We start from the raw sequence: 15,578 nt of genomic DNA on the forward strand, positions 1-15,578 counted from the left end.
ACTAGACGCCGAAAGCCTTGATGAGAGAGGCCACGTTGTTCTTCATCACCTTAAAATACGTATCGGGTTGTTTCGACGCTTCTTCCGAACCAGTTTCCAGTGGGTCAAAGGTCACCACATTGACTCCAAGATCCTCTGCTACAGCGTTAAAAGAGCGAGCACCTTCCTGGGGTTCACTCAGCAGAGCCTTGAGCTGAGACCGCTCCACTTGATTGGACACTCGTTGGAGATCCGCTGGAGTGGGGTTCATCTCGGGAACGTCAACGACAAACTCAGCTTTGATGTCATAACGCTCTGCGAAATAGGGAGCAAAGTCATGGAAGGCGATGAAGGTCTGGCCACGAAAAGGCTTGAGCTGGGTGGCAAAGGTTGCATTCAACTCCTTCAGCTGATCGCTATATGCTGCCGCCCGTTGCATATAACCGTCAGCGCAATCTGGATCGGCCTTCACCAAACCATCACGGATGTTTTCGACCTGTTGGACAGCGCGTAGTGGATCTAACCAGATGTGTGGATTGACCTCACCATGATCACCACCATGATCACCACCATGATGGTGATGATGATGACCTCCCTCCTCCTCAGCCGACTGAATCACAGCTACACCGCGACTGGTGTCAATCACCTGAAGCGTGTCGTTCTCAGCTGAGTCGGTCAATTTTTCAAGAAAATATTCGATACCCAAACCATTCTTAACCAAGACAGCAGCATTACTTAGAGCAGCGATATCAGATGGTGTGGCCTGAAAATCATGGGGGCCAAGATTAGGTGGAATCAGTGCCGTAACAGTGGCACATTCACCCGCAACCGCTTCCGTAAAAAGAGTGATCGGCAAAAACGTTGTCACAACATTTAGTTTGGATTGATCACTGGCGCCATCTGATTTTTGTGGAGTGCCACAGGAAACGAGAGCCGCCATAAGCAGCAGAGCTCCTGGGATAGAAAAAAAGATTTTGGAACGAAAGGACGTAGGCAATAAAGACATAACAGAATAACGAACAGAAATGTATGTAAAAAGTGTCTTAGAATTTGAAGGTTGTTTTTACCAATCCACCAAGCTGACTTAAAGTATCATCGCCACCATTTAGATCAGTATTCTGACCTTCAGGACGACTTAAATAGAACAATGCGGGCGTAACGCTAATGTTGTCAGTGACCTGGAATTGATACCACCATTCCCATACATAGTTGCCATCTGCAGGAACTTCATCGCCCTTCAAATCTGTAGCAAATACGGGTTGACCTACGGCCATGCCTGCATTGTTGCCCTTCAGGAAGACGTCACTCCATTCCAAGCCAAGATTCCATGATTGACTTGTTGTGACATCACCAACATTCTTAGCATATAAAGCATTGTATCCATATCCTGCAGAGATTGATGGAATCCAACCACTCTCTTGTGGCTGCCAAGAGCCGCCAATACCCCAAGCATTCATAAAGGCTTTTCGGCCAGAAAAGTAGTTGTCTGCAGCGAATGTAGTGCCGAATCCACCAACTAATTCAGATGGACTTTGAACGCCTGACCAAATAGCGGCAATGTTCCAGTTTTCTGATTCATAAGCAAGTTGTACCGTGCCTGAAGCCTCAGAGAATTCAGTTCCTATACCACCAGCATTAGGGTCTGAACTCGAACCTTGAGCAGCAACATAATTTGCAGAGATACTGAAACCGCTATCAGTAGACCAACTAACACCGGCTCCTGGTCCCAGGTTTTTGTTGTAAGCAGCTGGAGCACCATTGAGGGTTGTGACATCCAAGATTGGATCACTTGGATAAGCACTAGGCCAAACAGCAAGCATGTCTTCCTGACCAACACGGGCTCCAAGCGTGAAAGTCAGCGAGTTAGCGACGGGGAATTGATAGTAAAGCTTGTCGATACCAACAGAGTTGGCACCAGAATCTTCCTGAAATGCTGTTTCTAGGGTTGATAAGCCGTTTGGATTGCCACCGAATACAGAGTTCTCACCAAAATTGCCTGACCTTAAGATTGTAATTAATAAATCTTTTCCAGTGAAACTAGTTTCAAGGCTTAATTGGAGGTCATAATTAAATGTAGTGGCACCAAAGTCTCTGTTCGCAGGATCGGCTTTCGATTTGGTTCCAGAAAAATTATTCGCACCAACAACAAACGTTGCCAATCCAGAAAGCTTGGTGGTGGTGGAGAACTGAGTTGCTTCCAGTTCACCAACGCGGGCTTCAAGTCCGTCAACACGGCCCTTGAGGATGGCGAGTTCCTTTTCGAACTCCTTCATCAGGCGCTTCAGCTCGTCGGTCACTTCGGTGACGCGGTCGAGACAGGCGTTCAACAGAGCAGCCGCTTCAAAGCGGGTCATTGCCCTGTTACCGCGGTAGGTGCCGTTGGGGTAACCGGCCACACAGCCGTAGCGCTCGATCAGGTTGCTAAGAGCCTGATAAGCCCAATCGGTTGGGTAAACGTCAGAAAACTGAGTGATGCTGGTGACTTGCTCGCCAGAGGCGGCGTAGTCAGACACACCATTGATATTGAGCTCAGTGGCGTTTGCAGCCAAAGGTGCCAAAAGGCCCAATGCAGCTGGAGCCACCAACAGTTGTTGGAAAAGTTTCAAAACGGGCCTCACACGGAAAGGCGCTTGAAAATGATAATCGTTCTCAAGCGCCTTCGACTATAGAGGCTTTAGTGCCTTGTTGCCATTACAGAAACAGGGCAAAGAGATTTGGAGTCGAGAATGGAAGGAAATAAAGACATAACAGAATAACGAACAGAAATGTATGTAAAAAGTGTCTTAGAATTTGAAGGTTGTTTTTACCAATCCACCAAGCTGACTTAAAGTATCATCGCCACCATTTAGATCAGTATTCTGACCTTCAGGACGACTTAAATAGAACAATGCGGGCGTAACGCTAATGTTGTCAGTGACCTGGAATTGATACCACCATTCCCATACATAGTTGCCATCTGCAGGAACTTCATCGCCCTTCAAATCTGTAGCAAATACGGGTTGACCTACGGCCATGCCTGCATTGTTGCCCTTCAGGAAGACGTCACTCCATTCCAAGCCAAGATTCCATGATTGACTTGTTGTGACATCACCAACATTCTTAGCATATAAAGCATTGTATCCATATCCTGCAGAGATTGATGGAATCCAACCACTCTCTTGTGGCTGCCAAGAGCCGCCAATACCCCAAGCATTCATAAAGGCTTTTCGGCCAGAAAAGTAGTTGTCTGCAGCGAATGTAGTGCCGAATCCACCAACTAATTCAGATGGACTTTGAACGCCTGACCAAATAGCGGCAATGTTCCAGTTTTCTGATTCATAAGCAAGTTGTACCGTGCCTGAAGCCTCAGAGAATTCAGTTCCTATACCACCAGCATTAGGGTCTGAACTCGAACCTTGAGCAGCAACATAATTTGCAGAGATACTGAAACCGCTATCAGTAGACCAACTAACACCGGCTCCTGGTCCCAGGTTTTTGTTGTAAGCAGCTGGAGCACCATTGAGGGTTGTGACATCCAAGATTGGATCACTTGGATAAGCACTAGGCCAAACAGCAAGCATGTCTTCCTGACCAACACGGGCTCCAAGCGTGAAAGTCAGCGAGTTAGCGACGGGGAATTGATAGTAAAGCTTGTCGATACCAACAGAGTTGGCACCAGAATCTTCCTGAAATGCTGTTTCTAGGGTTGATAAGCCGTTTGGATTGCCACCGAATACAGAGTTCTCACCAAAATTGCCTGACCTTAAGATTGTAATTAATAAATCTTTTCCAGTGAAACTAGTTTCAAGGCTTAATTGGAGGTCATAATTAAATGTAGTGGCACCAAAGTCTCTGTTCGCAGGATCGGCTTTCGATTTGGTTCCAGAAAAATTATTCGCACCAACAACAAACGTTGCCAATCCAGAAAGCTTGGTGGTGGTGGAGAACTGAGTTGCTTCCAGTTCACCAACGCGGGCTTCAAGTCCGTCAACACGGCCCTTGAGGATGGCGAGTTCCTTTTCGAACTCCTTCATCAGGCGCTTCAGCTCGTCGGTCACTTCGGTGACGCGGTCGAGACAGGCGTTCAACAGAGCAGCCGCTTCAAAGCGGGTCATTGCCCTGTTACCGCGGTAGGTGCCGTTGGGGTAACCGGCCACACAGCCGTAGCGCTCGATCAGGTTGCTAAGAGCCTGATAAGCCCAATCGGTTGGGTAAACGTCAGAAAACTGAGTGATGCTGGTGACTTGCTCGCCAGAGGCGGCGTAGTCAGACACACCATTGATATTGAGCTCAGTGGCGTTTGCAGCCACAGGTGCCAAAAGGCCCAGGGCAGCTGGAGCCACCAGCAGTTGTTGGAAAAGTTTCAAAATGATCCTCACACAAGATGACGCAAAATGCGTCATGGAAATAATAACCAATCAGATTGAATTACTAGAAACATTTACTACAAAAAACGAGTGGAAATGCATTTTTCGCATATTTTGGCAGAAATACAAGATTTGCAAAACATCCGTAGCGGCCACATCAATTTGTCAGCAAATTCTCAGCCATTTAAACAAAGCAGAAATTAAATTAAAAAAAAATTCAAATAAAAATATACCGCAAACTGAGCAATACAATTAATTCATAAAGAAATCGGCGAGGCCGACAAATTAGTGATCATTGAAAACATCCAGGTGAATCAAAAGAAACAAAAACATGAATCTTAAATCATTATTTCGGCGCTAGGCAGACCATATTGAAGATAATTGATTTTTATTTCATGCACCAACGTTCAGGACTTCTTTCAGCACTAGTTGCAGCGGCCTTGTCAGCAACGGTCACTAGTGCCTGCACTTCTCAATCGCAGGCTGGTCCAACAGATCAGGATGTCAGCTCAGCTTTAGTTAATGATGTGGTAATTCCTAGCTATAAAAAGTTAGTTAGTGGGACTAAAAAGCTTAATCAGGCTCTTCAAGTGCTAGTCAAAGATCCAAACCCTGCCAATCTTAAATTAGCTCGTGATGAGTGGAAAAAATCACGTAACACTTGGGAAGTAACGGAAACGTGGGCTTACGGCCCTGCTGAAACGGAAGATTTTGATCCTAAACTTGATGACTGGCCTGTGAGTGATAAGGAATTAGCAGAGGCACTATCGGAAAAAGATTTCACAAAAGAGAAATTTAATGCTCTAGATACAACAGGAAGAGGATTCCACGGCATTGAATATGTAATTTTTGGTAACGGCGATACTCCTGTTGAAGCATCTGATTTAACCACTCAGCAGCTAGCTTATTTAAGGATTGCGGGTGAAAATTTAAAATCCAATGCAAAACAGCTTCTGGCCGCATGGAGTGGACCAGAAGGCTTTGGTAAGGCTGATGTTGAAGCAGACCCTGCCAAAACAGTGAATGACATCCTTGAAGGAATGGCAGGATGCCTTGATGAGGTAAGTAATACTAAATTGGGAGAAGCACTTGCTAGTGGAAAGGGGGAATTAGAAAGTACCTTTAGTGGCAACACCGGTGCTGATGTTTTGTCAAACTTACAAGGTGTTCAGCTGGCCTGGGAGAAGTCAAAAATTCAAGAATACGCCAAAACAAAGGATGCAGAGTTGTCCAATCAGTTGACCGTAGAATTGCAGACAGCGCTGGCACAGGCTAAAGAACTACCAACACGTCTCAATGATAAACTTGATAATGGTGATACCCAAAAGCAAGTTAAAATGCTGATGGAAGCAATTTCGAAAGCATTTGATACAACTGAGGCATTGAAGTCAAAGATTGGATGATTTACTCAGAAAGCTTTAATATGATTAAGGGTGTTGTCTGAGAGGATGTAAAGATGAGACATTCTCTTTCAAAAATTCTTGTCGGATTCCTAGCCCTGCTCTTGACAGTAGGGCTTGGGAATTTTTTTAACTTAGAAAGACCCGTGTGGGCAAGAATTGGAGATCCCCAAAAGGCTGCGGGGCAGATGACAATCTTTAATCGAGCTTTCACCGCATTTGCAACCCCTGCTGACGGTCTCAGTGAGGCGGAACTTGATCGACATGTGGAAACAGATCCACTTTTTGAGCAAAGCCATATTCCATTAGTGGGTCATGCTGGAGCTGGTTTAGGTCCTATTCACAACGCTAAATCATGTGCGTCCTGCCATGTTTTGAATGGTCGAGGACGTCCCGTTACTGGTCAATCTCTGTTTCGCATAGCGATGCGAGAAGGAGAAGGCGACCAACCTGTACCTGGACTAGGGTTTCAATTGCAAGACAAGGCCATTTATGGCCACAGCCCGGAAGCAACTGTTGAAAGGGTATGGATTGAAGACAATGGTTTACGGAGGATGCAAGCCAAACTTACAAAACCAGATGGATCTGACATCTCACCAATCACCGTTGCAAGTTCATTAAGGATCGCTCCACCAATGATTGGTCTGGGATTACTTGAGGCGATCCCTGAATCCAATCTCATTGCAAATGCAGATCCTGATGATGTCAATAAAGATGGAATTTCAGGACGTCCTGTTTGGGTTGATGATGAAAATGGAATACGTCGAATCGGTCGTTTCGGATGGAAATCCACGTCTGCAAGCGTCATTGAACAAAGTGCAGATGCATATCAGCAGGATATGGGGCTTACAACAGCCACAGGTCCTAACAGTGTGTTAGCTGCTGATGGCAAACCCGCAGACATCAGCTGGAACGAACTCGTTGGTGTGACCTATTACACACAGACGCTAGGATCTCCTGCGACGGCAAAAAAAGCATCTAGCAAAGTAGTAAGACGTGGTTCACTTGTGTTTGACCAATTGGAATGTGCTAAGTGTCATGTTCCAAGTCAACAAACTGGCTTTAATGCTGGGGCAGTTGCTGGTGTAATTAATAACCAAGAAATCTGGCCATACACAGATCTTTTAGTTCATGACATGGGTCCTGGACTGGATGATGGTGTCGCAGAAAAAGGACTTAGTTTGTCATCTGAATGGAGAACAGCACCACTGTGGGGACTTGGAATGACACAACCAGTCAATCGTGGAGCAGGTTTTCTACATGATGGTCGTGCAAGGACAATTGACGAAGCCATACGTTGGCATGGCGGTGAGGCACTACAAAGTAAAAATGCATATCTTGAATTATCGCAAAAACGTCGAAACGATTTACTCAGCTGGCTAAATCAACTTTAAAGCAAGGCGAGAACACAATTAAGTATCAAAAAGGTCAAACCAACCAAATACCGATCAAAACAACTGGAATCAGTATCGGCACACTGAATTAAGCTATTACTGAAAGGTGATAAGTCGCACGTCAAGAGAATACCGATAGACTTCAGTTTCGGAAATCATATATAATCACAAAGCATCTTAGTCTTAAGTGTTCCAAAGGGTTGCAGGAGTTAGATTTAAGAGATGACATAGGACAAGCCAAAACCAATGAATGTTGCATCAACGAAGAAAACAATCCGCCTGGGCGGAACTATCGATGAAATTCGGTTTTTATACTCAGGAAAAAACATTAAACTGGTTGTTGAACATCAAGGCCCAGAGGATGCCCCGATGCTGCTCTTACTACCAGCACTAAGCACTGTGTCTAGCAGGGGTGAATGGCGAAATTTTGTCGAATCTATTCAGGATGAATACCACGTCATTAGCTTTGATTGGCCTGGCTTTGGAGATAGTGATAGACCAAAATTGAAATACAATATTGATATTCTAAGTAGATCACTGTCGGCCATTTTTGATTACCTAAAGCGATACAAGCAAGACAAGCTTACTGTCATAGCGGCTGGTCACAGTGCTTGTGTTGTATTAAGTTTGGCTGATGACTATTCAGAGAAGTGGGAGCAACTCGTTCTTGTTGCACCAACATGGAGAGGCCCATTACCCAGCATGAGCAGTTGGCATCCAAAATACTTTAGCTGGCTACGTTGGATTGTCTCCTGTCCAATAATTGGCCCAATACTCTATTACATCAATACAAGTCGAGGAATCTTGAAATATATGTTGCGAAGACATGTTTGGTCCGATATTGAATTATTAACGCCAACAGAGATTCTTGAGCAACAAAAGTTGAGCCGAAAACCTGGGGCGAGATTTGCGAGCGTTTCATTTGTTAGTGGTGGCTTTGATCCATCAGGAGAGCGATCTTGGTGGTTGAAGAAAGTAAGACATCTCAAATGCAGATTGCAGGTAGTGGTAGCGATGGAAGCACCAGCGCGCTCAAAGAGAGAAATGCAAATTTTGGCAGAACATGCTCAACAGTTCTTGCAAATAAACGGTCGCTTAGGATTACACCAAGAGTTTGGAACATTCTTATCAAACAGAATTCTCTAGAATTAACACAGACATCTGAACAACAAAAACAATTAGAACACACAAGTTTCAAATATGGCGAGTCTAATGCTCCTAAGGACAGTAATTGGCAACACACACCGACGAAGGAGAAGCCGCCTGGCAAACAATCCTTAGTCGGATCAATAGATCAATCAAATACATTCAAAAGCCGTCAATCTCGGTCATATCGGCGTTTATTTGCCAGGCAATACTGTACAAGCATTCGGCTCGATTCATGAACAATATATTTATTACAAATGTCCTGATGCTGCAGATTGATTCAACATTTTTCATATACTGACATTAGCTTTTCAACTATTTCATAAGCTATGGCTTCATTCTTATGGAAGGAATCAAACCTAACAGCTGACTGTCTTACTCTTGAGGAGATGGCAAGAAGATTCGAAGAAACTGCTCTACTGATGCATAGACTTCATCGTTGTGGCTTTGAGCTCAATCGCATCAAAGGCGAACAAAGCATTAGCCATAAAAACATTAGAACATTTTCAAGATTTGGGTTTGTTATTGACAAAGTATTAGCAAATATAGAACAACGCTCCTTGAAGATAAATCAAGACAAAACATAATACTGGCGATTCTCTTCTGCTACTAATAAAGCGCTAAATACAAAACACATGTCAAGTATTAAGGCGAATAGCGTCAAAGAGATCAAATGATTTAAGGCTAAATCAACATAGCTACTGAAAACACATCAAGTTGAAGCGACAATATTCTCCAAGAAAAAGCTAATCAATAATGGGGAAACTTGATAGTCAATCTTCTCAGGTTTTGAATGAGAGAGTAATTATTGGTTGTAGAGGAAATTATTTTGGCTACCTACCCGTTTGGCTGAAGGGAAGAGTGATGGTGGGAAATTTTCCATTCTCCATCTTCAAGCATATAGATAAAACTATAGCGAGCCTCTGCCGTTGTTCCATCCTCAAAGTTAAAGCTATAGAGTCCTGCATCCTGAAGCATATTGCAACCGATAATAATCTCACGTTGATCAATGGAACCTTTGGGACTTTTCTCTAAAAAATGCTTGAAGTAGTCGACTATTGTGGCATGGTCTGTGCGTGGCAAGTCGGACAGTGTAGGGAGCAAGATTGCATCACGGCTATATAATTTTGCAACTTGTTCAGGATCTTTGGTTTGCAATGCTGCATTCCACCTCTCAAAAAGTTGTTGCACTTCATTTTGAGAGATAAGCGCACATCCGGTGACACCATCTTTGAGCAATTCACCGCATTGACGATCTAGCAATTCAAGATTGAGCCAAATCAGGCTATTTCTCGGAATCAGCGAGCTGTAGGACAAGCAACTGGGACGGTCCCGCGGTCCGAGACGCCATCGATACTGCTGTCCTACGGAACTACCAAGAAGTTCTGATTCAATCCAATGAGGAAGATTGCCTTGCCCGACAGCCATTGAAAAAATCTGACGCCCCGTGGTGAGCCTCTCATTCAAATCGGTTGCCTGCATGGAAACCGTCAGTACCGTTTTGGAGCCAGAGGAGCCGGTGGAGTGCATCATCAGCTGTTCGAGTCTCTCCTCGTGGTGGCTTTGCATTAAGATTACATGAGAATGATTATCGTTCTTTACCCATCCGCGGAGTTGGTAGAGATCAGAGCGTCTAGGTCGAATCCGTACCGGATCTAGCCAGGTCAACAAAATCAGTAACTCTGCACAAGCCTCATCCAGATCAGCGGCGAAAGAAGAACACCTAAACAAGTTAGAGCTCTAGGGCTCATTACAGAAGTGTTCTTCAAAGTTAAAAGAGTAATTATTTAATCTAAACCTAACTAAAAATCACAAGAAAATGATTAAAGGCCCATCTGGCAAAATCAGTAATAATTGCCAATGATTCATTTTGAATCCATGTCAGAACGCATCCATCCCGCCGCCAAGGCGAAGAACGATCCAATGCCAAAAAAGCAAATGAAATTCACGATTGTGACAATAATTGTACTTTTTAAACCTTGCAAAACAATTATAAACGCCCTAAATCCTATCCATAAAAAATAATTAGTTAAGTGCGCATGCCTATGAGAAGCATCTGAAGCGAGAAGCCTGTAAAGAGAAACCAACAGAACGCCGGACGACCTGTCAAAATGGAATGAGAATCATTCTCGCAATGACGAGCTCCACTGCTTCTCAAGTGCCTGTCACCATCCTCAGTGGATTCCTGGGTGCCGGAAAGACCACGTTGCTCAACCACATTCTCAGCAATCAGGTAGGTGTAAAAACTGCGGTGCTGGTCAACGAATTTGGTGAAATTGGGATTGATCATGATCTGATCGTTTCGACCAACGAAGACATGGTGGAATTGAGCAATGGCTGCATCTGCTGCACGATTAACGATGAGCTCAAAGATGCTGTCGAGAGAATACTGAACAGACCAGAAAAAATGGACTACATCGTGGTCGAAACCACCGGACTTGCGGATCCTCTCCCGGTCGCAATGACATTCGGGGCCACTGAATTACGTGACTCCACACGTCTCGATTCGATCATAACTTTAATCGACGCCGAGAATTTTAATGATGAAATACTGCACACGCAGATAGGCCGTGCACAGGTGATTTACGGCGATATCTTGTTGCTCAACAAAACTGATCTCGTCTCTAGGGAACGTCTTGAAGAAGTTGAACAGAAGCTGCGTCATATTAAGACTGATGCCCGAATCATGCACTCAATTCAAGGTGAAGTGCCCCTGGCTCTGCTACTGAGTGTGGGTTTATTTGAGTCTGACAAAATCGTCAATCAGAGCGATCACAGCCATCACGACCACAGCCATTACGACCACAGCCATCACGACCACAGCCATCACGACCACGGCCATCACGACCACGGACATCACGACCACGGACATCACCATGGGAGCCATCAAGAGAATGAAGCAATCGAGGGGTTTACCTCCCTATCGTTTGAAAGCGATGGTCCTTTTTCATTACGCAAGTTTCAGAATTTTCTAGATAACCAGTTACCCAAGGAGATCTTTCGTTCGAAGGGAATTCTCTGGTTTCAGGAGAGTGAACGCCGTCATGTGTTCCACTTAACTGGTAAGCGCTTCTCTATCAATGACAGCGATTGGACTGGAGAACGCAAAAATCAGATTGTCATGATCGGACGTGACATCAATCACGACTCCTTGCGTCAACAACTGAAGGATTGTGTTGCCAAAAAGCTGGATTAAGCAACAACTAAATACCTGTACATAGCTTGGATACCAAGTTTTATTGCGACTACTTTATGCATGATCCACTACGACAAATGAAATTCCTAGAAACCCCTAGCCCAGCAAACAAGGGAATCAGAAGCGTCAGAGCAAGATCAAAACTGTCGCTGATGTCAGCTACTGACACTGCAAACTGTCTGATTGCAGTAATTTAAGAGGGGCGTTCGTTACTTGTCCCTGAGATTTTGTGCAATAGAGAACAACGATGTGCAACTCAGGCTTCTCCTTCAAGAGCTACGTAGGCCAGCTAAGGCTGCTGCCTCATCTGCAGTGTGGAGCTTGTTATCTACCAAAAGTCATCAGACAATGAACTCTCAACTTTCCTTTGGGCACATGCGCGCATTTGTTCTGAGCTGTGCTCTTGTCTGCGGGGGTGTTCAGGGGCTCGCCGTTCCATTCGTGCTGGCCCATTCCGGCCATGGTGATGAGTTCGTGCAGAACGGAGCCGTGGGACAGGTGAAGTCATCACCTGAGCAAGATCAGCTCTTGGGCATTACCACAGCACAACCCCAGAGTGGGCCTGATGGTCAGTTGACGGTGCCAACCGTGGCCATCGCCGATGCAGAGGGGAAGCCTCTGGTGTTTGTGCGCAGCGGAGACACCTACGACCCGGTGTTTATTCGTCTTGGGCCTGCAACTGACGATCGCACAGTTGTTCTGGAGGGCGTGAGCGCGGATGAACAGGTGGTTGTCTCAGGAGCTCTTTCGCTCTACGCGGAGTCGCAAAAGAAGGTTCGTGTTCCGGTTGAAAAGAGTCCTATAAGCTCCACTGACGGCGAACAGGTTCAAGCTGAGGTTGAGCCGGCTCCAGGCACATCGCCTGGATGGCTACTCCCCGGAGGCATCGGGGCAGCTGCGTTGGTCGTGATTGGTCTGGTTCTTGTGCTTCGCGGCCGTGGCCCTGGATCAAAACAGGGCTGAATGTAGAGAGAGATGTTGAACAAACTGCTCAACGCCATCCTGCGCGGCTCGATTGCTCGCCGTTGGCTCGTTGTTTTGTGTTCGCTCGTCATCAGTGTCTGGGGCGTTCTGAACGTTGTGCAGATGCCTCTGGATGTGTTTCCTCCCTTCGCTCCACCGCAGGTGGAGATTCAAACGGCAGCCCCTGGCCTCACGCCGGAACAGGTTGAGCGGCAGATCAGTGAGCCCATTGAGGCTGCAGTGAATGGGCTGCCTGGAGTGAATGTAGTGCGATCCGCATCCAAGCCCGGGCTCTCGATGGTGCAGGTGGTGTTTCGTGATGCATCGAAGTTGCAGAGCGCTCGCCAGTTGGTGTCTGAACGTCTGCAGCAGGTTCTCCCTCAACTGCCGACGACGGCTGATGCACCTGAAATATCTCCTCCCCTCTCGCCCCTCGGCACAGTTCTTCAATACGCCTTCACGCTGCCTGAGTCGGCACCGACAGATCAACAATTTCAGTTGCGCTCGTTGGTTCAAACCACCTACGAGAACGCTTTACTCGCCATACCTGGCGTGGCTCAGGTCACCATCTATGGCGGTGACCTACCTGAGACTCAGGTTCAGCTGAACCTGAAGGCGCTTCTGCAGCAGAATCTCGCCCTTTCTGATGTTGTCGAGGCGACCCGTGACGCACAGTTCAAGGGACGCGGTGGTGTGCAGATTGCCGGTGGCCAGGAACGTCTGATTCTCCCTCCCACCTCCAGTACCGCCAGCGCTGATCTCGAACGTGCAGCGATGAGCTCCTCCACTGGCCAAATCATCGCTCTGGGGGATGTTGCTGAGATCCGCCCTGGTGCAGCCATGCGGCGTGGAGAAGCCACGTTCAATGCCAAGCCGGCTGTGGTGTTGATGATCAACAAGCAGCCGGATGTGGACACCCCAAGGCTGACGAAAGCTGTGGAAGAACGGGTTAAGCAGCTGAACGCATCCCTGCCGAAGGATGTGGTGGTGACTCAATCGTTTCGTCAGGCCGAGTTCATCGACATTGCCATCCGCAATGTGAGCGAATCACTGCTGCTGGGCGTCGTGATCGTGGCAGCTGTGCTGTTGCTGTTTTTGATGAACTGGCGCACCGCTGTGATCACCCTCAGCGCCATCCCGTTGTCGTTGCTGGTGGGTTTGTTGCTGATGCGGGGGCTCGGTCTCCAGCTCAACACGATGACGCTCGGTGGTCTGGTGGTAGCCATCGGATCGGTGGTTGACGATGCAATCGTCGACATGGAGAACTGCTACCGCGGGCTGCGCCGGAACAAGCAGTTGCCGTCGCCCCAAAACCCCTTGGAGGTGGTGTTCCGCACCTCGGTGGAAGTTCGCCAGCCGGTGCTGTTTTCCACCCTGATCATCGTGGTGGTGTTTGCCCCGGTCTTCACGCTCACGGGCGTAGAAGGCCGCATTTTTATGCCAATGGGCATCGCTTATGTGTTGTCGATTGTGGCTTCGACCCTCGTGGCTCTGACTCTTTCACCAGCTCTCTGCGCCCTACTGCTGAGTCGGACACCGCTGCCTGTCGACAACTCTTGGGTTGAACGCTCTGCGGAGCGGCTCTACAAGCCGATTCTCAACCTCGCTCTGACCACACCACGTCGCGTGTTGGCTCTTGCACTGGCATCTGTGGTGGCTGCTGTCTTGATCCTTCCTGGGCTCGGACGCGTTTTCCTGCCGGAGTTTCGTGAGCAGGCGCTTTTGAACTCGATGGTTCTCTACCCCGGTGTGTCGCTCGAGATGACGAGCCGAGCAGGCACAGTTCTCTCGGAACGTCTCCAATCCAGCGATGACGTCGACTGGATTCAGGTGCGCTCGGGCCGTGCCCCCGGAGATGCCGATGGTGCAGGGGTGAATATCGCCCACGTGGATCTGGAACTAAGTGATCAGGCCATGGCTGATCGCACCTCTGCCATCGCTCGCATCCGGAAGGCTTTTCTTGCTTTGCCTGGTGTGGCACCAAACATCGGTGGGTTCATCTCCCACCGGATGGATGAGGTGCTTTCTGGTGTACGGAGTGCCATCGCGATCAAAATTTCTGGGCCCGATCTCAACGAACTGCGCCGTCTTGGTGAGCAGGTCCGTGACGTGGTGGGTGAGGTGTCTGGAGTGGTGGATCTACAGCTCGAGCCCCAGCTGCCGGTGCCCCAGCTGCAACTGAGGATTGATCGGGAACTGGCGCTGCAGGAAGGGGTTAGCGTTGCAACGCTTGCGCAGGCCTCGGAAGTTGCCCTGCACGGTGCGCTCATCAGTCCTGCTGAATCCGCGAGTGGTCGCAATGCCGTGGTGGTCACTCTGCCTCCCGAGCAACGGAGCAACTTGAACGCTCTGCGTCGTGTACCGATCAGAACGGCCTCGGGTGCGCTCAAACCGCTCGGCGACTTTGTGATGGTGGAGTCGACTCATGGCCCGAATGAGATCTACCGCGAGGATGTGGCTCGCCGAATCGTGGTGTCAGCCAACGTTGCCGAACGCCCCCTGGGGTCCGTTGTGAACAACATTCGCAGCCTTGTGGACAAGTCAGTGACGCTGCCTGCCGGTTACACCATTCGCTACGGAGGCCAGTTCGAATCGGAGCAACGAGCCACCCGTGCCTTGCTGATCTACAGCGTTTTAGCAGCTGTGGTGATCGCCTTCTTGATGGTGATTGCGGTGCGCTCTTGGCCTGCCACGGCAGCGATTCTGGTCAATTTGCCCCTGGCCCTGGTTGGTGGTTTAGTCGCAGTTCTGCTTAGTGGCGGGGTGCTGTCGGTGGCGTCGCTCATTGGGTTCATCACCCTATTCGGGGTCGCCGTTCGTAATGGTCTTCTGCTGGTAGACAACTTCAATCGTCGCCATCAAAGCGGTGAGCCGTTGATGGAGTTGATCCGCAACGGAAGCCTTGAGCGGCTGAATGCGATTTTGATGACGGCACTCACCTCTTCACTGGGCATGTTGCCACTGGCCCTTGCCTTTGGTGCTGGCAATGAGATCCTTCAGCCACTTGCCATCGTTGTGCTCGGAGGACTGATCACCTCCACGCTGCTCACGCTCGTGGTGATTCCTGCTCTGTACGCCCGTTATGGGCGCTGGCTTCTCCACGCTTCAACTCGATAACGTATCGAGAACAGCGACAGCTGGCTCGGGCTGGTCA

At 48.0% G+C, this 15,578-nt stretch carries 11 protein-coding genes; 7 read left to right on the forward strand and 4 right to left on the reverse strand.

The features are described 5' to 3' along the window. Nucleotide 1: 1 nt before the first annotated feature. From SYNC_RS06985 to SYNC_RS06995, 3 genes are all read right to left on the reverse strand, one after another. On the reverse strand, nucleotides 2-919 hold the full coding sequence (locus tag SYNC_RS06985; RefSeq protein WP_237699179.1) for a metal ABC transporter solute-binding protein, Zn/Mn family: 918 nt from the start codon (nucleotides 917-919) through the stop codon (nucleotides 2-4). A 103-nt stretch (nucleotides 920-1,022) separates the two neighbouring features. Further along, nucleotides 1,023-2,585, reverse strand: coding sequence for an iron uptake porin (locus SYNC_RS06990; RefSeq protein WP_041426553.1), 1,563 nt, complete (start codon nucleotides 2,583-2,585; stop codon nucleotides 1,023-1,025). 177 nt (nucleotides 2,586-2,762) lie between these two features. Continuing rightward, nucleotides 2,763-4,361: an iron uptake porin gene (locus SYNC_RS06995; protein ID WP_083756071.1), complete on the reverse strand. Its 1,599-nt coding sequence runs from the start codon at nucleotides 4,359-4,361 to the stop codon at nucleotides 2,763-2,765. A 359-nt stretch (nucleotides 4,362-4,720) separates the two neighbouring features. Between SYNC_RS06995 and SYNC_RS07005 the strand changes: the two genes are divergently transcribed. The 4 genes from SYNC_RS07005 to SYNC_RS07020 all read left to right on the forward strand — a co-directional run bounded on the left by SYNC_RS07005 (nucleotide 4,721) and on the right by SYNC_RS07020 (nucleotide 8,852). After that, nucleotides 4,721-5,728 (forward strand): imelysin family protein, encoded by a 1,008-nt coding sequence (locus SYNC_RS07005; protein WP_011619424.1) that lies wholly within the window; start codon nucleotides 4,721-4,723, stop codon nucleotides 5,726-5,728. 53 nt (nucleotides 5,729-5,781) lie between these two features. After that, the gene (locus tag SYNC_RS07010; RefSeq protein WP_011619425.1) at nucleotides 5,782-7,119 is read left to right on the forward strand and encodes a di-heme oxidoredictase family protein; all 1,338 of its coding nucleotides are present in this window, start codon (nucleotides 5,782-5,784) and stop codon (nucleotides 7,117-7,119) included. A gap of 246 nt (nucleotides 7,120-7,365) precedes the next feature. Further along, nucleotides 7,366-8,265 carry an alpha/beta fold hydrolase gene (locus SYNC_RS07015; protein WP_011619426.1) on the forward strand — a complete coding sequence of 300 codons (900 nt, stop codon included), beginning with the start codon at nucleotides 7,366-7,368 and terminating at the stop codon, nucleotides 8,263-8,265. A 329-nt stretch (nucleotides 8,266-8,594) separates the two neighbouring features. Next, nucleotides 8,595-8,852 carry a hypothetical protein gene (locus tag SYNC_RS07020; protein ID WP_011619427.1) on the forward strand — a complete coding sequence of 86 codons (258 nt, stop codon included), beginning with the start codon at nucleotides 8,595-8,597 and terminating at the stop codon, nucleotides 8,850-8,852. Nucleotides 8,853-9,102: 250 nt separating this feature from the next. On the opposite strand, the gene SYNC_RS07025 is transcribed toward SYNC_RS07020, so the two are convergent. Beyond that, nucleotides 9,103-9,798 (reverse strand): SgcJ/EcaC family oxidoreductase, encoded by a 696-nt coding sequence (locus SYNC_RS07025; protein ID WP_237699180.1) that lies wholly within the window; start codon nucleotides 9,796-9,798, stop codon nucleotides 9,103-9,105. Nucleotides 9,799-10,399: 601 nt separating this feature from the next. On the opposite strand from SYNC_RS07025, the gene SYNC_RS07030 reads away from it, so the two are divergent. From SYNC_RS07030 to SYNC_RS07040, 3 genes are all read left to right on the forward strand, one after another. After that, nucleotides 10,400-11,461, forward strand: a complete 1,062-nt coding sequence (locus SYNC_RS07030; RefSeq protein ID WP_041426555.1) for a GTP-binding protein — start codon at nucleotides 10,400-10,402, stop codon at nucleotides 11,459-11,461. Between the two features lie 375 nt (nucleotides 11,462-11,836). Further along, entirely contained in the window at nucleotides 11,837-12,424 is a 588-nt protein-coding gene (locus SYNC_RS07035) for an efflux RND transporter periplasmic adaptor subunit (RefSeq protein ID WP_041426556.1), read from the forward strand. 12 nt (nucleotides 12,425-12,436) lie between these two features. Further along, nucleotides 12,437-15,541 (forward strand): efflux RND transporter permease subunit, encoded by a 3,105-nt coding sequence (locus SYNC_RS07040; protein WP_011619432.1) that lies wholly within the window; start codon nucleotides 12,437-12,439, stop codon nucleotides 15,539-15,541. The last annotated feature ends 37 nt before the right edge of the window (nucleotides 15,542-15,578 follow it).

This window comes from Synechococcus sp. CC9311 (genome assembly GCF_000014585.1).
In the GTDB taxonomy this organism is placed as follows: domain Bacteria; phylum Cyanobacteriota; class Cyanobacteriia; order PCC-6307; family Cyanobiaceae; genus Synechococcus_C.